This window comes from Neisseria canis, from assembly GCF_900636765.1.
GTDB lineage: Bacteria > Pseudomonadota > Gammaproteobacteria > Burkholderiales > Neisseriaceae > Neisseria > Neisseria canis.
Genome location: NZ_LR134313.1, coordinates 1,390,494 through 1,406,770 on the forward strand (window position 1 = coordinate 1,390,494; position 16,277 = coordinate 1,406,770).

Below are 16,277 nucleotides of genomic sequence, written 5' to 3' on the forward strand. Positions count from 1 at the left end.
TGTGTGTGGCAGATAACGAACGTTGGGTTAGATAGAAAAATCTTCTTCAATCGGTTCATAAAGCAATTTATCAATTTTTTCTCTGGTCAGCCCGGGAGAGAACATATTGATAAATTCGTATGTATAACCGCGCAGATAAGAATCAGGCCGAAGCGTAACAGCCGTGTAGGAAGGTTCGAAAAGATGGGAAGCATCTATCAGCTGCAAGCCGTGATCCGTATCCGGCTCAAAAGCCATCTGGGCCATGATGCCTATGCCCAAGCCGAGTTTGACGTAAGTTTTGAGTACGTCGGTATCCGATGCAGCCAAAACAACATTGGGATGCTCAATCTTTGCTTTTCTGAAGGCGTGTGAAATGCTTGAGTTGCTGTTGAATGCAAATTCATAAGTAATCAGCGGATACGCCGCCACATCTTGAAGCAGCATCGTTTCAACTGCACTAAGCAGCGGATGCCCGTCGGGAACCACAATGCCGTGAGACCATTTAGAGCAAGCTATGCTGCGTAATTCTTCAAAATTATCAATGGGTTCTGTAGTGATTGCAAAATCAGCTTCACCGGATAAAACCATTTGAGCCAGTGCCGCGGGGCTGCCTTGTTTGATTGAAATCTGCACTTTGGGATACTTTTCCACAAATTCGGCAATCACGGAAGGCAGCACATAGCGGGCTTGCGTATGCGTGGTGGCAATCGTCAATACGCCGCTGTTATGGTCGGTAAATTCCTTACCGATATTTTTAATGTTGTGTACATCATGCAAAACACGCTCCGCCATTGCCAATACTGCTTTGCCGGGAGGGGAAACGGACATAATGCGTTTACCGTTGCGGATAAAAATTTGAACGCCGAGTTCTTCCTCCAATAACCGTATCTGTTTGGAAACGCCCGGCTGTGAAGTAAAAAGCGCATCGGCAGCAGCAGAAACATTTAAATTATGGCGGTAAACTTCCAGCACATAACGCAATTGTTGTAATTTCATGACTTTGAGGGTCTAAGCTTTATTAAGTAAAGAGGGAAAGGAATGTATCACAGTTGCCGTAAGATTGCTGGGCATGCTCAAAGACAGGCTGATAAAGAGTTTGTTTTTACTCAAATTATCGAATCATCTAAAACACAATAGAAAGAAAAAACAGCGATACCGATGTTGCTTTTGTACAACTGCAATAAAGAATGTAGGTTGTTTTGCTTCCAAATAAATGACACGAAGTTGATTTTTCGGCATAGTTCATAACTAGGAAGCGGGCTTTTAGGCAGCCGTATAAAACATTTCGCTATTGACAGTTTGTGCTCGGCTTCTTTATAGTGCAAACTTGAAATATCCGAATTGCTGCGGCTGAGTGCTGTAGCCTGTATATTGTGATGTATAGCAGAAGCCGATTAGGGGTTACTGTTGTACGGCAATCTTTAGATGAGGGAATAATAATGACCAAACAGCTTAAATTAGGTGCTTTGATCGTTGCCGCTATCGCTTCTGGCAACGCTATGGCAAGCGAACCGCACGGTAAAGACGGCTATGTAATCAGCCGCGAGTCTCACGAAGTTGTACGCAACAACTACGGCGAGTGCTGGCGTGACGGTTATTTCGATAAAGACGCCCAAGGCCGTGTAGAATGTGGTGACGCTGTTGCCGCAGCGCCTGTTGCGCCTCAGTATGAAGAAGAAACTGTAGCTTTGTCTGCTAAGTTCTTGTTTGACTTCGATAAATACAAACTGCGTGCAGAAGCTACCGAAACTCTGAACAACTTGGCAACCCGCTTGTCTGACGCCCGCGTTGAAGGTGTGCGCGTTGAAGGTCATACCGACTTCATGGGTTCTGACGAATACAACCAAAATCTGTCTCAAGAGCGTGCTAACGTAGTGGCTAACTACCTGGTTAACCGCGGTGTAGCTGCTTCTAAAGTAAGCGCTGTTGGTTTGGGTGAGTCTCAAGCGCGTATGACTGCTACTTGTGAAGCTGAAGTAGCTAAACTGGGCAAAAAAGTATCTAAAGCTAAACGTCGCGCTGCTTTGATCGCATGTATCGAACCTGACCGTCGCGTAGATGTTAAGATCCGCACTTTGGTAACCAAACAAGTTTCTGAAGGTCAAGCTGCTCAAGGTGAGCGCTCTGATGTAGACAGCGGCTGGCATCCGACTCCTCCGGAAAATAAATATCACGGCTTTACCCGTCCGTAATATTTAATAGATAGTTTTAGAGCCCTGCATATTTTGCAGGGCTTTTTGATGCCTGTCTGAAAAGTATTTGCAAGAAGGTGAGCTGTGTTGGCTTTAAGAGTTAACTATGCGAACCATTTAAATGAGAAAGAGTGTAATACTGTAACAATGTGATAATATTGTTGTATAACTAAAAAATAAATATAACGGCTATCAATTGAAAATAGTGAAATTGGCGTTTTAAAGTAAGAATAGCTGAGCTTTTTACCCGGTAGGGTTTGGATTGTTATCTTGTTAATGTTTTTGATGCTTGATTATAATCATCAACTGTTTTCAGACAGGCATTGAAGCGGTAAGGGATTAAAAGTGATACAAAATAAGAAGTGTTAATTTGAAAATGGCCAATCATGACGGAATTCGAGTTTATTTATAATTTTTTAGCCAAGCAGCAAGATAGTGATGTGTTGCTGGGAATCGGAGATGATGCGGCCATAGTGCGTCCTCATGCCGGATATGATTTGTGTTTCAGCAGCGATATGCTGATTTCAGACAGGCATTTTTTTGCAGATGCTGCGCCTGCGGATATTGCGCATAAGGTTTTGGCTGTTAATGTGTCGGATATGGCTGCGATGGGCGCTATGCCGCGTTGGGTTTTATTGAGTGCTGCTTTTCCTGAGCTGAATGAGGTTTGGTTGAGTGAGTTTTGCGGCACTTTATTTGAGCAATTGAGTCAATATGGTATCACCTTAATCGGTGGAGACACGACTAGAGGTAATTTAACTTTCAATATCACGATTGTTGGTGAAGTGGCTAAAGGGCAAGGTTTGAGGCGTTCTTCGGCGAGGGTGGGTGATGATATTTGGGTGTCCGGTTGGTTGGGTATGGCGGCGGCGGCTTTAGATGGTTTTTGGGGTAAGGCGGTTTTTCCGGAGAATGTGTGGCGCTCTTGCAGGGAGAAGTTGTTAAGGCCTGTTCCGCGGGTGGCTTTGGGGTGTGAATTGTTAATGTTGGCACATGCTGCTCAAGATGTTTCTGATGGACTGGTGCAGGATTTGGGGCATATTTTGAAGGCTTCAAAAGTGGGTGCGGAACTTTGGGCGGATTGTGTACCCGTGCTTCCTGCATTGCGCGAATGTTCAACGGTTGAGCAGCTCCGTGTTTGGCCATTAAGCGGTGGGGATGATTATGAATTATTGTTTACCGCTCCCAAAGCTGCGCGTGAGCAGATTTTGGCGGCCGGAGAGGCTTCGAATACCCCGGTTGCCCGTATCGGCAAGATTGTTGAAGGAACACACTTGCAGATTTTAGACCATGCCGGTAACGAAATTCATTTGAATAAAACGGGATTTGATCATTTTGGCTGAGTTTAAACCAAGCTTGCGTTGGCTTTTGCAACGACCGGTATGCTTTGTAGGATTCGGTTTCGGCACGGGTTTGGCGCCGTTTATGCCGGGCACATTCGGCACATTGCCTGCGTTACCTATGGCCTATCTGCTGATGGCGTTGGGCTGGTCTGCCATTGGATTGTCGTTGCTGTGTTTGCTATTGTTTGTGCTGGGGATTTGGATTTGTAATGTAACCGAACGGGCGTTGGGCATACAGGATTACGGCGGTATCGTGTGGGATGAGATAGTGGCGATGATGCTGGTGTTGGCATGGGTGCCGAGCAGTTGGGGCTGGTGGTTGGCTGCGTTTGTGGTGTTCAGATTGTTTGATATGTTGAAGCCGTGGCCGATTAAATGGTTTGACCGTAGGGTGCACGGCGGTTTCGGCATTATGTTGGATGATGTGATTGCGGCAATGTTTGCAATATTGGTGTTGCAGATAGCCCGAATGATGATGCCTGTCTGAAAAATAGGGAGAATGACTGATGGAAAATTCTATAGAGGTGATTGTGGAGCCGCGCTATTTGGCAGACCAGAGTAATTTAGTTAAAGACCGTTATATATTTGCTTATCACATCAAAATACGCAATCACGGCGGTGATATCGTAACTTTGAAAAACCGTTTTTGGGAAATTACCGATGCGCACGGTGATGTGGAGAAAGTATCCGGTAAAGGTGTTGTGGGCGAGCAGCCTACGCTTTATCCGGGAGATGATTTTGAATACAGCAGCGGTGCTCATCTCTCCACTCCGTGGGGCAGTATGAAAGGGTATTATGAATTTGAAGACGATATGGGCGGCCGGTTTTTGGTGCAGATTCCGGAATTTGATTTGAAAGCCAATATTATGCTTCAGTAAGGTATTGTTTTATCACTTATATATGGCATATTGGTTGGTTGAAAGGGCTGTCTGAAAATGTTCGGGCAGCCTTTTGCTATCCATGCTCTGTAACTAAAAGTAAATTTAAGCTTGCATTAGTTAATTCCTTGTGCTGAAATGATGCGCATCTGTGTTTGAAGCGCAGGAATATGATGAACCTTGATAAAGTTGTTTGTTGAAAGGTTAGTGCGTTTTGAATGGTTGGGGGTAGTCCGGCGCCATTGTTAGATTACTGTAAAGCAGCGTGGGTTTGCCGCTTAATGCTGTTTTAAATTGATTTGGCAATTACATCCGGATGCCGGAAGTAGTAACACATAACCAAGAACTTAGAATTTCAGGAGGAAAGATGGAAGGCCTGAAGAATTTTTTTGATATGGTAGGCGGCTGGGTTTGGGGGCCGGTAATGTTGGCCTTGCTGGTCGGCACAGGTGTTTTGCTGACCATCCGCCTTGTCGGCTTGCAGTTTTCTATGCTGCCTTATGCTTTGAAACTGGCTTTTTTTCCGCATCCGAAAAAAGAAGACGGCTCGGACCATGAAGGCGATATTTCGCATTTCGGTGCTTTGATGACTGCGCTTTCGGCAACCATCGGTACCGGTAATATCGCCGGTGTGGCTACTGCGGTTATTTTAGGCGGGCCGGGTGCGGTGTTTTGGATGTGGGTTACCGCTATTTTCGGTATGGCCACCAAATACGGCGAAGGTGTGTTGGCGGTAAAATACCGCATTACCAATGTCAAAGGCGAAATGTCGGGCGGGCCGATGTATTACATTGAATACGGCCTTAAGCAAAAATGGTTGGCCATGCTGTTTGCTTTGTTTGGTACGATTGCTTCGTTCGGTATCGGCAGCTCGGTTCAGTCGAATTCCGTTGCACAGGCAGTGCATTCGAGCTTCGGCGTGGATCAGGTTTATACCGGCGTGGTGCTGACTGTGTTAACCGCGATTGTGGTGCTCGGCGGTATCCGCAGTATTGCAACGGCTTCATCGTTCATCGTGCCAGTGATGGCCGTGCTTTATGTGGCAGGCGGTTTGGTAATTATCGCTTTGAATTTGGATAAAGTGGGCTCTGCCATCAGCATGATTATGAGCGATGCGTTTTCGGGTACGGCGATTGCCGGCGGTGCAATCGGTACGGTTATCCGCTACGGCGTGGCGCGCGGTGTGTTTTCGAATGAGGCAGGTATGGGTTCTGCGCCGATTGCGGCCGCTGCCGCCAAAACAGACCATTCTGTGCGTCAGGCTTTGGTATCAATGACGGGTACGTTTTTAGATACTATTGTGGTGTGTTCGATTACCGGTATTGTGTTGGTGATGGGTTTGACCCACGGCACTGAGTTTACCCCTCTGTTGGGCGAAGACGGCAAGGCCGTTACCGGAGCGGTATTGACAGGTAAGGTGTTTGACCAGCTTTTACCCGGCCCGGGCGGTTGGATTGTAACCATCGGTTTGATTTTCTTTGCATATTCAACTATTTTGGGCTGGTGTTATTATGGCGAGAAATGTGCGGCCTATGTGTTCGGCGACCGTTCTGCCAATCTTTACCGCGTGATCTATGTGGCCAGCGTGATGGTGGGTACAATAGCCAGCTTGGATTTGGTATGGGCGGCTGCGGATACCTTCAACGGCTTGATGGCGGTGCCGAATCTGATTGCGCTGGTGTTGCTCTCCGGCGTGATTGTTAAGGAAACCAAAGATTTCAAAGCCAAACGTGCAAGTGGTGAATTGCCTTAATTTGCATGGAGCCGGATCAATGCCTGTCTGAAACTTTTCAGACAGGCTTAGATTCGAATTTCAAGTGCAACACTCAGGCAGTAGAGGTTGGAACAGATTCAAGAATAAAACACTTGGCGTTTCATAGCCAAGTGTTTTTCTTGGCCTATGGTTCAGCTCATCTTGAACCCTGCGTATTTCCCGCTCACTAATGTTGCGGAAATCGGTTTGTTTGGGGAAATATTGGCGGATGAGTCCGTTGGTATTTTCATTCAGTCCTTTTTCCCAAGAACGGTAGGGGCGGCAAAAATAGGTTTCCGCCTCCAATGCTTGGGCTATTCGGATGTGTCGGTAGAATTCTTTGCCGTTATCCATGGTAATGGTATGTACCCTGTTTTTATGCGCCTTCAATACCTTGATGACGGCGTTGGCAGTGTCTTTGGCTTTGAAGTTCTTTAACTTGCAGATGATGGTGTAGCGGGTAACCCGCTCGACCAAGGTCAGTAATGCGCTTTTCTGATCTTTGCCGACGACGGTGTCGGCTTCCCAATCGCCGATGCGGGATTTTTGGTCGACGATGGCGGGTCGGTTTTCAATGCCGACGCGGTCGGGTACTTTGCCTCTGCTCCATGTACTGCCGTAGCGTTTACGGTAGGATTTGCCGGCTATTCTGAGATGCTGCCGCAAAGTGCCGCCGTTGCTTTTGTCTTGACGCAGATAGCGGTAAATGGTGCTGTGGTGGAGTGTGATTTGGTGGTGTTTGTGCAAATAGGCGCACACTTGTTCGGGACTGAGTTTGAGTCGGATGAGGGTGTCGATGTGTTGAATCAGCCGGGAATGGAGCTTATAGGGTTTTCGCTTACGCTGTTTGGTAAGCCGGCTTTGCTGTTGGGCTTTTTCGGCACTGTATTGCTGCCCTTGTGGGCAGTGCCGTTTGATTTCGCGGCTGATGGTGCTTTTGTGGCGGTTAAGCAGTTTGGCGATTTCGCTGATGCTGTGGTGGCGGGACAGGTATTGGATGTGGTATCGTTCGTCTTGGGTCAGTTGTGTGTAGCTCATGGCAATCTTTCTTGCAGGAAAGGCCGTATGCTACCGCATACCGGCCTTTTTCTGTTATGGAAGTTGCACTTCAAATCCGAATCCGCCATGCAGATCGTCGATTTCAAGCGCTTTTGTTGCGCGGCGGAATGTGACGTCTAGTGATTTTACGTTTAAGCCGAACGTGTGATCGAAATTTAGGGGTATCAGCTTTTGCAGTATTTCCAGCGCCCGGCGGTTTTGGGGGACGTCGCGGCTGCTGCCGTTTTTTGTGATGCTTAGGTGGACGTATCTTTCATGTAGGTGGATGTTGTGGGGCTGAATGCTGCATATTTCGCCCGCGCGCATGCCGGTTTCCATTGCGTATAGGAATGCCAGTGCTACGCGCTGCTTGGCTAGCTTCGGCGGGGTGTTTTCGTCGTATTCAAGGTAGGCGCATATTCTGCGGGTTTCTTCTTCCGTTGGTCTGCGAGTGCGGGGTTGGTTTTTTTTGGGGCGTGATATTTGTAGAATAGGATTGTCTTTGGCATATTGCCATTCTTTTACGGCGTAGGTGAGCGCGGCGGAGATTGTTGATAGCTCGCGGTTTACGCTGTTGCCTTGTATTTGTGTTAGCCTTTCGTCGCGCCATTCTGCGAAGTGGTGGGGCTGAAGGTCTGTTGCGGGAATATTGCAGATTTTGTGCTTTAGAAATCTTTCTAGCCTGATTATTTCGCTGCGGGCGCTGCGGTTGCTTGGGGTTACTTCATCCTTGTAGCGGGTAATGATGTCTCCTAGTGTGATGTGTTTGGGTACGATACCTAGTGCGCGGTTGTTCGCGTCGGTTTCGGTTGCGCCGCCCACGCCTTTGCTTCGGCTGATGTGCGAAAGGTTTTGGAGGTGTCTATATTTTTTGTGCGCACGCGGGCAAGGTATTTGCCGTTACGTTTAACGATTGTTGCCATGATTTTTTAGGGGATGTTGTGGTGATGGGAGTTGTAAGGTACAACACAATAAAGATAAAGACACTTGTTTGTCACAAGTGTCTTTTAAGCTTTTGATTTATAAGTGAATGTTGGTGCGGACGGAGAGACTCGAACTCTCACACCTCTCGGCGCCAGAACCTAAATCTGGTGCGTCTACCAATTTCGCCACGTCCGCTAAAAGTGAAATGCAGATTATACGCATAAGTTGGTTAAATGGAAATGCCTGTTTGAAAAATATTTCAGACAGGCATTGAAAAAGTTATAATCAGGGCTAATTTATTGAAGAAGTATTGCCGTCTGTACTGATGCGGGCGGCTTTTTTGATGGCAAGTGGCGTGTGTCTTGGGATTTATATTACTGAAATGCTGGATTGGTTAATAGATCCAACTGGTCGGCTTGCTTTGGAAGGAATGTTATGTCTGATTTATCGGTTCGGGATTATTTGCAAACACAGGGCTTAAAGCTTGTTGAAGATGAAGTGCGGGTTGCACAAGTAGCGGCGCAGGCGGTTATGGCTTCGGGCAATGCAGCAGTTGAGCGAGATATTTTGTGGTATGCAAATGATGATGTAATACTTGCGGAGCATATTTCAGAAAACGAGCCGAATGAAATGGCTTTGAAACAGGTTTTTATGGCTTTGGATTCTGCCTTTGAACGCACGCCAGTAAAAAGTGTATCGGTTTATGCTTTGATAGCAGAAGAAGCGGCTTATCTCGTACGTTTAGCGCAGCAGGGTGAGGTAATTGAGCAGAAAATGCGGGTAGATGAGGCAAACGGCAGATTTTATCTGGCCGCACGTTCAGCGCAGACAGGATGGTTGAATCTTGTGGATGATGTCGAGCGTTGGCTGGCGCAGGAGGAATTGGACGGTGTACATAATATACGTGCAGCAGGCCAGATGTCTCTGCCGGTCTGTCTGCCGAGCGGGCGTGTGTTAGGTGTGCTGCATGTGGAAGCCGAACGGAAATCTGCGTTTGATGATGAGGCTCAGGCCGGATGGGTGGGGCTTGCTTTGGCTTTGGTTGAACCTTTGAGCGTTTTGCTGCATGTGGATGATGATAAACAAGATGATGGAAACGTGTTATGACGAGCTTGAAATTTGTAGCTTCCTGCCGCCTGCCTACTGAGTGGGGTGTATTTATGATGTACGGCTTTGAAGAGGCTAGTGGGCAAGAGCATGTGGCTTTGGTCATGGGGGACTTGGACGATGGAGAGGCGGTGTTGTCAAGAGTACATTCTGAATGTTTGACCGGAGATGCGCTGTTTTCCCAAAAATGTGATTGCGGGCCGCAGCTTCAGGCGGCTATGCAGGCCGTGCAGCGGGAAGGCCGGGGTGTAATTGTGTATTTGAGGCAAGAGGGACGGGGAATTGGCCTGATTAACAAAATCCGTGCCTACCAGCTGCAAGATAAAGGAATGGATACGGTTGAGGCAAATGTGGCTTTGGGCTTGCCTGTGGATGCGAGAGATTTTACTTTGGCTAAAGATATATTCCGGCATTTGGGTGTGAAAAGTATCCGTTTATTGACGAATAATCCGCAGAAAGTTGCCGTGTTGGAGGATGCGGGTATTAGAGTTGTTGAACGTGTACCGCTACGTGTGGGTGAAAATGCGGAAAATGAACTTTATTTAAGTACAAAAGCAGATAAACTGGGGCATTTTTTATAACGGCAAAGTCAATCAACTTAAATATGCCCTCTGTGCTCGAGAATGGTAAAACATGATTAAGAATAAGTTTATTCACTATGTGGCTGAGATATAAGAATGCCTGTCTGAAAAAACCGTTTTCAGACAGGCATTGTTTTTGAGTGACTTTTATTGCTGCTGGTCAAGCCAGCGTTCTGCATCCAATGCGGCCTGGCAGCCGGAGGCGGCGCTGGTAATGGCTTGGCGGTAGGTGTGGTCTTTCACGTCACCGGCAGCCCAAACGCCTTCGATGTTGGTTAGGCCTACGTTATCGGCCGAGCCGCCTTTGGTTTTCAGGTAGCCTGTTGCATCCATATCGAGCTGGCCTTTGAAAATGGCGGTGTTGGGTTGGTGGCCGATGGCGATGAACACGCCTTTTATGGTGATGTCTTCGGTGTTGCCGTCGGTATATTTCAGGCGGGCGCCGGTTACGCCGCTGTCGTCGCCCAATACTTCGTCAAGGTTGGCGTTGAGCTTGAGGATTACTTTGCCTTCTTCGACGCGTTTCATCAATTTATCAACCATGATTTTTTCTGCACGGAAGGTGTCGCGGCGGTGGATGAGGGTAACGGTTTTGGCAATATTGGCCAGATACAGCGCTTCTTCTACGGCGGTGTTGCCGCCGCCGACCACGGCCACGTCTTCACCTTTATAGAAGAAGCCGTCGCAGGTGGCGCAAGCGGAAACGCCGCGGCCTGCAAAGGCTTCTTCGCTGGGCAGGCCGAGGTATTTGGCTGAAGCGCCGGTAGCGATAATCAGAGCGTCGCATGTGTAGCTGCCCATATCGCCTTGTAGGGTAAACGGGCGGTTTTGCAGATCGGCTGTGTGGATTTGGTCGAAAATCATTTCTGTGCCGAAGCGTTCGGCATGGGCTTGGAAACGGGCCATCAGTTCGGGGCCTTGCACGCCTTGTGCGTCTGCCGGCCAGTTGTCGACATCGGTGGTGGTCATCAATTGGCCGCCTTGTTCGATGCCGGTGATGATAACGGGCTGCAGGTTGGCGCGGGCGGCATAGATGGCGGCGGTGTAGCCGGCGGGGCCTGAGCCTAAGATGATGAGTTTGTGGTGTTTGGTTTCGCTCATGATAAATCCTGTGGGGTTTGGGAAGATGTTTTCAGACAGGCATGGCACTATGCCTGTCTGAAAATATGTTGCGGGTTAACGGCGGCGGCCGAAACCGCGTTTGCCGCCCATGCTGCGCTGTTGGCGCGGTTGTTGGTAATTGTTTTGCACGTTATTGCTTTGACGGTAGGCGGATTGGTTGGCCTGTTGTGCGGCTTTTTGGCGCGGAGTCAGTTTGTTGGGTGCTTGGGCGGTTTTGCCGCGGTATTGTTGGGCGTATTGGGTACGCACTTGTTGGGCGGCCGGGCTGTTGGCGGGGGCTTTGGTGAATTTGTTTGCCAAAGCGCTGCCGATAAAGGCACCCGCCGCGGCACCGATCAGGCTTTGCAGCAGCCAGCTGCCGGTTGAAGGGTCATACATATATTGCTGGCCGTCGGTACCGGTAACCACTTCGCCGTTTTTGCCTTTTTCCTGCTCGGCGGGAGGAATGGTTTCGTTAACTGCGCTTGCAGCCAGCTGGTAAACAGTGGTGTCTTGTTGCGCCTGCAATTGGGCGATTTGCTCCTGCTGGGCTTTTACTTGGGCTTCCAGCTCGGCTTGTTTGTTGTCGCCGCAGGCGGTAAGCGCAAGGGCGGAAAGGCTGATAAGGGCAAGGTATTTCTTCATAGGTATTCCGATTGTATCTTGTGGGTTGCAAACAGTTTTTAATATATAGCCAGATAATCGAATATTCAATAAACGGATTTGGCGGCGGCTGTTTAATGGTTACAAGGGGAGATGATAAAAACAGCAATGCCTGTCTGAAAGCTTTTCAGACAGGCATTGTTTGCTTTACTCGGGTTTTTTGAAGTGTTTGCGGCGTTCGTGCTCTTGCAGGTAACGCTTGCGCAAGCGGATGGATTGCGGCGTGATTTCTACCAGTTCGTCGTCGTCGATAAACTCGACCGCGCTTTCCAAAGTCAGCTTGACCGGCGTGGTCAGGCGCACGGCTTCGTCGGTGCCGCTGGCGCGTACGTTGGTGAGTTTTTTACCTTTTAAGGGGTTAACCACCAAATCGTTGTCGCGGCTGTGGATACCGATAATCATGCCTTCGTAGAGTTTTTCGCCGGGCGATACGAACATACGGCCGCGGTCTTCCAAGTTCCACAATGCGTAAGCCACCGCTTCGCCTTGCTCTTGGGAAATCAACACGCCGTTGTGGCGGCCGGGCATATCGGGTTTCACCGGTGCGTAATCGTCGAAAACGTGGCTCATCAAGCCGACACCGCGGGTTAAGGTCATAAACTCGCCTTGGAAACCGATCAGGCCGCGGGCGGGGATGTGGTATTCCAAGCGGGTGCGGCCGTTGCCGTCGCTTTCCATATTGGTAAGCTCGCCGCGGCGGCGGCCAAGCTCTTCCATTACCGCGCCTTGGTTGTCGTCGGGTACGTCAACTGTGAGGTTTTCATACGGCTCGCATTTTTGGCCGTCGATTTCACGGTAAACCACGCGCGGTTTGCCGACGGCCAATTCGTAACCTTCGCGGCGCATGTTTTCCAACAGAATGGTTAAGTGCAGTTCGCCTCGGCCGGATACGCGGAAGATGTCGGCATCTTCGGTATCTTCCACGCGCAGGGCGACGTTGGTCAGCAATTCTTTTTGCAGACGGTCGCGGATTTGGCGCGAGGTAACGAATTTGCCTTCGGTGCCGGCCAGCGGAGAGGTGTTCACCATAAAGTCCATGGTTAAGGTCGGTTCGTCCACGCTCAACATGGGCAGGCCTTTAGGATTATCTTTGTCGGTGATGGTTACGCCGATGCCGATGTCTTCAATACCGGAAATAATCACGATATCGCCGGATTCCGCTTCTTCCAGCGGCACGCGCTCCAAGCCTTTGAAGCCTAAAAGTTGGTTGATGCGGCCTTGTGCGACCTGTTTTTCGTGATTCATTACGGCAACCACTTGGCCGGGTTTGATGCGGCCGTTCAAGATGCGGCCGATGCCTAAGCGGCCGGTGTAGTTGTCGTAGTCGAGTTGGGAAATTTGCAGTTGCAGGGTTTCGTCTGCGCTGCCGCTGGGGGGCGGGGTGTGTTTGAGGATGGTGTCGAACAACGGGCGCATGTCTTGGCTTTCGTCGTCTTCTTCCAGCTTGGCAAAACCGCTCAAGCCCGAAGCGTAAACGATGGGGAAGTCCAATTGTTCGTCGGTGGCACCGAGGCTGTCGAACAGCTCGAAGGTTTGGTCAATCACCCAGCTCGGGCGCGCGCTCGGTTTGTCGATTTTGTTGATCACCACAATCGGGCGCAGGCCTAATGCCAAGGCTTTTTTGGTAACGAAACGGGTTTGCGGCATCGGGCCTTCTTGAGCGTCCACCAGCAAAACCACGCAATCGACCATGCCCAATACGCGTTCCACTTCGCCGCCGAAGTCGGCGTGTCCGGGCGTATCGACGATATTGATGTGGTAGCCTTCGTATTCGATGGCGGTATTTTTGGCAAGAATGGTAATGCCGCGTTCTTTTTCGATGTCGTTGCTGTCCATTACGCGTTCGTCAACCTGCTGATTGGCGCGGAAGGTGCCGGATTGGCGCAAGAGCTGGTCTACCAGCGTGGTTTTGCCGTGGTCGACGTGGGCGATAATCGCAATATTGCGGATTTGTTTCATGTTTGTGCTTTAGCTAGAATTTGAAAAACTGTGAATTATAACATGCTTTTACCGGCTGAATGTTGGCAATAAAAAACAGGCGGTAAAGTTAATTAATGTAAAATGTAAATCTAATTGATAGAGCTTATCAAAATCGTATCCAATAAAACATCATTAAAAACAATATGCTGATATTTTCTTTGGGTAAAAAAAGCGCTATTTATTGTTGATAATTGTTTGTATTTTAAATAGAAAATTTGAAATATCCGGAATAGTTGATAAAATTTGAATCATAGAGAGCTGTGCAAAAGAAACACATACCGCATCAAGACAATAAACAATCATGGAATCATGAAAGGAATAACCATGCAAGGCAATCAGGCTGTAATTGATTATATGAACGAATTGTTGGCAGGCGAATTGGCTGCCCGTGATCAATATTTTATCCACTCGCGTATGTATGCCGAATGGGGCTACAACAAATTGTTTGAGCGCATTGGTCATGAAATGGAAGATGAAACCGCTCATGCGGAAGCTTTTATCCGCCGTATCCTGATGCTGGGCGGTACGCCGAAAATGGTGCCTGCGGCGATTAATGTGGGTACTGATGTGGTTTCCATGCTTAAGGCTGATTTGAATACCGAATTGGAAGTGCGTGCAACCTTGAAAAAAGGCATCAAGCTTTGCGAAGAGCAGCAGGATTATGTTACACGCGAATTGCTGGTTGAACAGCTGAAAGATACTGAAGAAGACCATGCACATTGGCTTGAGCAGCAGCTGCGCCTGATTGATATGGTCGGCATGCAAAACTACCTGCAAAGCCAAGTTTAACATTCCGAACTTTGAAAGGAGTCGACGATGCAAGGCGAACGTTCGGTAATCCGCGAGTTGAATAAAAATCTGGGTTTGCTTTTGGTAACCATTAACCAATATTTCTTACATGCCCGCATTTTGAAAAACTGGGGTTTTGAAGAATTGGGCGAGCATTTCTACAAACAATCCATTGTGGAAATGAAAGCAGCCGATGACCTTATTGAGCGTATTTTGCTGCTGGAAGGGCTGCCTAATCTGCAAGACTTGGGCAAGCTGCTAATTGGTGAAAATCCGGAAGAAATCATCCGCTGTGATTTGACCAAAGAGCAGGAGAAACATGAGGCTTTGGTGGCTGCGATTGCCGAGTGCGAGGCTCAGCAGGATTATGTAAGCCGCGCTCTGTTAACCGGTTTGAAAGACACCAACGAAGAGCACATTGATTGGTTGGAAACCCGGCAAGAGTTGATCGGCAATATGGGTTTGCACAACTTTTTACAATCTGCTGCGCAAGAGGACTAAGCCTGGCTGCCCGCTTAGTAACAAACACTACCAAATCACAACAGCTTTTGCGCAAGCTGTGGCAACAGCCCGTCATACTTGATGGGCTGTTTTATTATGTATGCCTGTCTGAAAAGTGTACGGCCGGTTTCAGACAGGCATTGTTTCAAACAGATGGCTTATGCTATAAATAAAACATTTTTAAAAATATCCAAATACAGAAAGCGAACCATAATGATGGATGCATTGGCGCTATTAACCACACGCCGTTCAAGCAAGAAGCTTAACGCGCCCGGACCGAGCAGGGCTCAAATTGAAACGATGTTGCAAGCGGCAACCCAAGTGCCTGACCACGGCAATATGCGGCCGGTTAAGTTTACCGTTATCGAAAGCGAAGAAGGTTTGAACCGTTTTCGCGAGCTGCTTAAGCAAACCGTGATTGAGTTAAATTTTGGTGAAGAGAGCCTGCAAAAAGCCGAGAGAGTAGGGCGTATGGCACCTTTGGTGGTGGGAGTAACGTTCAGCCCAAATCGTGAGGTGCCGAAACCCAAGCCCGAATGGGAACAAATGTTGAGCGCTGCTTGTTCTGCTTACGCTTTTCAGCTGGCTGCCAAAGCACAAGGTTTTGATAATGTGTGGATTACCGGGCTATGGACGAACAGCCCTTTACTGCGTGAAGCTTTCGGCTGCGCCGAGAAAGATAAAATTATCGCCTTGCTGATGGTAGGCACGGGCGAGGAAAACAGCGACGGTGCGAAAAACACCGATTTATCAGAATCCGTAACTTATTGGTAAACGTTAGAGCCGGTTGTCGGATATGATACCCGGCTTTTCAGACAGGCATTCGGTTAAGTGTGATTTTGCTATTGATAAATAATCTCAAGTAGCGCTATAATGTTATGTTATAACACTAGGAGGAAGTTATGAAACCCGATATCCATCCGCAAAACTACCGTACAGTTTTGTTTTACGACAGCGGCGCCGACGAAGGCTGGTTGATCCGCTCTTGCGCGCCCACTTCTAAAACCATGCAGTGGCGCGACGGTCAGGAGTATCCCGTATTTATGCTGGATACATCATCCGCAAGCCATCCTGTGTACACAGGCAAACAGCGCGAACATAACCGCGAAGGCCGCGCGAGCCAGTTTAACCAACGCTATGCGGGCATGATGAACGCACTTAAGAAAGGATAAGCTCATGCAGGTTTTATCATCTTTAAAAGCCGCCAAGCAACGCCACAGAGATTGCCAAGTGGTGCGCCGCCACGGAAAAGTTTATGTGATTTGCAAAAGCAACCCGCGTTTTAAAGCGCGCCAGCGTTAAAAGCAGATATTCCCTTTATCTATCGAAACTAAGCTGCCTTTGGGCAGCTTTTTTATATTTTTGACCCTGGATTTTCAGACAGGCATTGAGATAAATCAAAATCATACTAATCATCTGCTGTCAAATTAAATTAATAAAATTTA

18 protein-coding genes and 1 tRNA gene are annotated in these 16,277 nt (G+C 48.4%); 12 read left to right on the forward strand and 7 right to left on the reverse strand.

Annotation, left to right across the window (positions count from 1 at the left end):
• Positions 1-27 precede the first annotated feature (27 nt).
• Positions 28-978 carry a CysB family HTH-type transcriptional regulator gene (locus EL143_RS06550; RefSeq protein WP_085417104.1) on the reverse strand — a complete coding sequence of 317 codons (951 nt, stop codon included), beginning with the start codon at positions 976-978 and terminating at the stop codon, positions 28-30.
• Positions 979-1,421: 443 nt separating this feature from the next.
• Between EL143_RS06550 and EL143_RS06555 the strand changes: the two genes are divergently transcribed.
• From EL143_RS06555 to EL143_RS06575, 5 genes are all read left to right on the forward strand, one after another.
• Positions 1,422-2,174: an OmpA family protein gene (locus tag EL143_RS06555; protein WP_085417105.1), complete on the forward strand. Its 753-nt coding sequence runs from the start codon at positions 1,422-1,424 to the stop codon at positions 2,172-2,174.
• 386 nt (positions 2,175-2,560) lie between these two features.
• On the forward strand, positions 2,561-3,517 hold the full coding sequence (gene thiL, locus EL143_RS06560; protein WP_085417106.1) for a thiamine-phosphate kinase: 957 nt from the start codon (positions 2,561-2,563) through the stop codon (positions 3,515-3,517).
• Positions 3,510-4,004: a phosphatidylglycerophosphatase A family protein gene (locus tag EL143_RS06565; RefSeq protein ID WP_085417109.1), complete on the forward strand. Its 495-nt coding sequence runs from the start codon at positions 3,510-3,512 to the stop codon at positions 4,002-4,004. The genes thiL and EL143_RS06565 overlap by 8 nt, the downstream gene beginning before the upstream one ends.
• A 19-nt stretch (positions 4,005-4,023) precedes the next feature.
• Positions 4,024-4,395: a Co2+/Mg2+ efflux protein ApaG gene (gene apaG, locus EL143_RS06570; protein ID WP_085417107.1), complete on the forward strand. Its 372-nt coding sequence runs from the start codon at positions 4,024-4,026 to the stop codon at positions 4,393-4,395.
• Positions 4,396-4,762: 367 nt separating this feature from the next.
• On the forward strand, positions 4,763-6,148 hold the full coding sequence (locus EL143_RS06575; RefSeq protein ID WP_085417108.1) for an alanine/glycine:cation symporter family protein: 1,386 nt from the start codon (positions 4,763-4,765) through the stop codon (positions 6,146-6,148).
• 60 nt (positions 6,149-6,208) lie between these two features.
• On the opposite strand, the gene EL143_RS06580 is transcribed toward EL143_RS06575, so the two are convergent.
• From EL143_RS06580 to EL143_RS06590, 3 genes are all read right to left on the reverse strand, one after another.
• Positions 6,209-7,186 carry an IS30 family transposase gene (locus EL143_RS06580; RefSeq protein WP_126326548.1) on the reverse strand — a complete coding sequence of 326 codons (978 nt, stop codon included), beginning with the start codon at positions 7,184-7,186 and terminating at the stop codon, positions 6,209-6,211.
• Between the two features lie 54 nt (positions 7,187-7,240).
• Positions 7,241-8,008 carry a tyrosine-type recombinase/integrase gene (locus tag EL143_RS06585; protein ID WP_170162409.1) on the reverse strand — a complete coding sequence of 256 codons (768 nt, stop codon included), beginning with the start codon at positions 8,006-8,008 and terminating at the stop codon, positions 7,241-7,243.
• A gap of 212 nt (positions 8,009-8,220) precedes the next feature.
• A tRNA-Leu gene (locus EL143_RS06590) sits at positions 8,221-8,305 on the reverse strand.
• 240 nt (positions 8,306-8,545) lie between these two features.
• Between EL143_RS06590 and EL143_RS06595 the strand changes: the two genes are divergently transcribed.
• Both EL143_RS06595 and ribA read left to right on the forward strand, forming a co-directional pair.
• Entirely contained in the window at positions 8,546-9,217 is a 672-nt protein-coding gene (locus tag EL143_RS06595; RefSeq protein WP_085416421.1) for a hypothetical protein, read from the forward strand.
• Positions 9,214-9,798 carry a GTP cyclohydrolase II gene (gene ribA / locus EL143_RS06600; protein WP_085416422.1) on the forward strand — a complete coding sequence of 195 codons (585 nt, stop codon included), beginning with the start codon at positions 9,214-9,216 and terminating at the stop codon, positions 9,796-9,798. Before EL143_RS06595 ends, ribA begins: the two co-directional genes overlap by 4 nt.
• A gap of 147 nt (positions 9,799-9,945) precedes the next feature.
• Here the strand turns inward: ribA and trxB are convergent, their stop codons facing one another.
• The 3 genes from trxB to typA all read right to left on the reverse strand — a co-directional run bounded on the left by trxB (position 9,946) and on the right by typA (position 13,521).
• The gene (gene trxB, locus EL143_RS06605) at positions 9,946-10,899 is read right to left on the reverse strand and encodes a thioredoxin-disulfide reductase (RefSeq protein ID WP_085416423.1); all 954 of its coding nucleotides are present in this window, start codon (positions 10,897-10,899) and stop codon (positions 9,946-9,948) included.
• Between the two features lie 75 nt (positions 10,900-10,974).
• On the reverse strand, positions 10,975-11,544 hold the full coding sequence (locus EL143_RS06610; protein WP_085416424.1) for a hypothetical protein: 570 nt from the start codon (positions 11,542-11,544) through the stop codon (positions 10,975-10,977).
• A gap of 165 nt (positions 11,545-11,709) precedes the next feature.
• Entirely contained in the window at positions 11,710-13,521 is a 1,812-nt protein-coding gene (gene typA, locus EL143_RS06615) for a translational GTPase TypA (RefSeq protein ID WP_085416425.1), read from the reverse strand.
• A 345-nt stretch (positions 13,522-13,866) separates the two neighbouring features.
• Between typA and bfr (EL143_RS06620) the strand changes: the two genes are divergently transcribed.
• The 5 genes from bfr (EL143_RS06620) (at position 13,867) to ykgO (ending at position 16,134) form a co-directional block, all read left to right on the forward strand.
• The gene (gene bfr / locus EL143_RS06620; RefSeq protein WP_085416426.1) at positions 13,867-14,331 is read left to right on the forward strand and encodes a bacterioferritin; all 465 of its coding nucleotides are present in this window, start codon (positions 13,867-13,869) and stop codon (positions 14,329-14,331) included.
• A gap of 27 nt (positions 14,332-14,358) precedes the next feature.
• Complete coding sequence (gene bfr, locus EL143_RS06625; RefSeq protein ID WP_085416427.1) at positions 14,359-14,832, forward strand: bacterioferritin; 474 nt, start codon at positions 14,359-14,361, stop codon at positions 14,830-14,832.
• A gap of 216 nt (positions 14,833-15,048) precedes the next feature.
• Entirely contained in the window at positions 15,049-15,606 is a 558-nt protein-coding gene (locus EL143_RS06630; protein ID WP_085416479.1) for a nitroreductase family protein, read from the forward strand.
• A gap of 128 nt (positions 15,607-15,734) precedes the next feature.
• The gene (locus tag EL143_RS06635; protein WP_085416428.1) at positions 15,735-16,004 is read left to right on the forward strand and encodes a type B 50S ribosomal protein L31; all 270 of its coding nucleotides are present in this window, start codon (positions 15,735-15,737) and stop codon (positions 16,002-16,004) included.
• Positions 16,005-16,008: 4 nt separating this feature from the next.
• Complete coding sequence (ykgO, locus tag EL143_RS06640) at positions 16,009-16,134, forward strand: type B 50S ribosomal protein L36 (protein WP_085416429.1); 126 nt, start codon at positions 16,009-16,011, stop codon at positions 16,132-16,134.
• The last annotated feature ends 143 nt before the right edge of the window (positions 16,135-16,277 follow it).

Excerpts from the sequence above, each read along its gene's own strand:
- ykgO (WP_085416429.1), top strand. The coding sequence starts at position 16,009 with ATGCAGGTTTTATCATCTTTAAAAGCCGCCAAGCAACGCCACAGAGAT.
- trxB (WP_085416423.1), bottom strand. The coding sequence starts at position 10,899 with ATGAGCGAAACCAAACACCACAAACTCATCATCTTAGGCTCAGGCCCC.
- EL143_RS06635 (WP_085416428.1), top strand. The coding sequence starts at position 15,735 with ATGAAACCCGATATCCATCCGCAAAACTACCGTACAGTTTTGTTTTAC.
- EL143_RS06595 (WP_085416421.1), top strand. The coding sequence starts at position 8,546 with ATGTCTGATTTATCGGTTCGGGATTATTTGCAAACACAGGGCTTAAAG.
- bfr (WP_085416426.1), top strand. The coding sequence starts at position 13,867 with ATGCAAGGCAATCAGGCTGTAATTGATTATATGAACGAATTGTTGGCA.
- EL143_RS06580 (WP_126326548.1), bottom strand. The coding sequence starts at position 7,186 with ATGAGCTACACACAACTGACCCAAGACGAACGATACCACATCCAATAC.
- bfr (WP_085416427.1), top strand. The coding sequence starts at position 14,359 with ATGCAAGGCGAACGTTCGGTAATCCGCGAGTTGAATAAAAATCTGGGT.
- EL143_RS06610 (WP_085416424.1), bottom strand. The coding sequence starts at position 11,544 with ATGAAGAAATACCTTGCCCTTATCAGCCTTTCCGCCCTTGCGCTTACC.
- EL143_RS06550 (WP_085417104.1), bottom strand. The coding sequence starts at position 978 with ATGAAATTACAACAATTGCGTTATGTGCTGGAAGTTTACCGCCATAAT.
- EL143_RS06630 (WP_085416479.1), top strand. The coding sequence starts at position 15,049 with ATGGATGCATTGGCGCTATTAACCACACGCCGTTCAAGCAAGAAGCTT.
- ribA (WP_085416422.1), top strand. The coding sequence starts at position 9,214 with ATGACGAGCTTGAAATTTGTAGCTTCCTGCCGCCTGCCTACTGAGTGG.
- apaG (WP_085417107.1), top strand. The coding sequence starts at position 4,024 with ATGGAAAATTCTATAGAGGTGATTGTGGAGCCGCGCTATTTGGCAGAC.
- thiL (WP_085417106.1), top strand. The coding sequence starts at position 2,561 with ATGACGGAATTCGAGTTTATTTATAATTTTTTAGCCAAGCAGCAAGAT.
- typA (WP_085416425.1), bottom strand. The coding sequence starts at position 13,521 with ATGAAACAAATCCGCAATATTGCGATTATCGCCCACGTCGACCACGGC.
- EL143_RS06555 (WP_085417105.1), top strand. The coding sequence starts at position 1,422 with ATGACCAAACAGCTTAAATTAGGTGCTTTGATCGTTGCCGCTATCGCT.
- EL143_RS06575 (WP_085417108.1), top strand. The coding sequence starts at position 4,763 with ATGGAAGGCCTGAAGAATTTTTTTGATATGGTAGGCGGCTGGGTTTGG.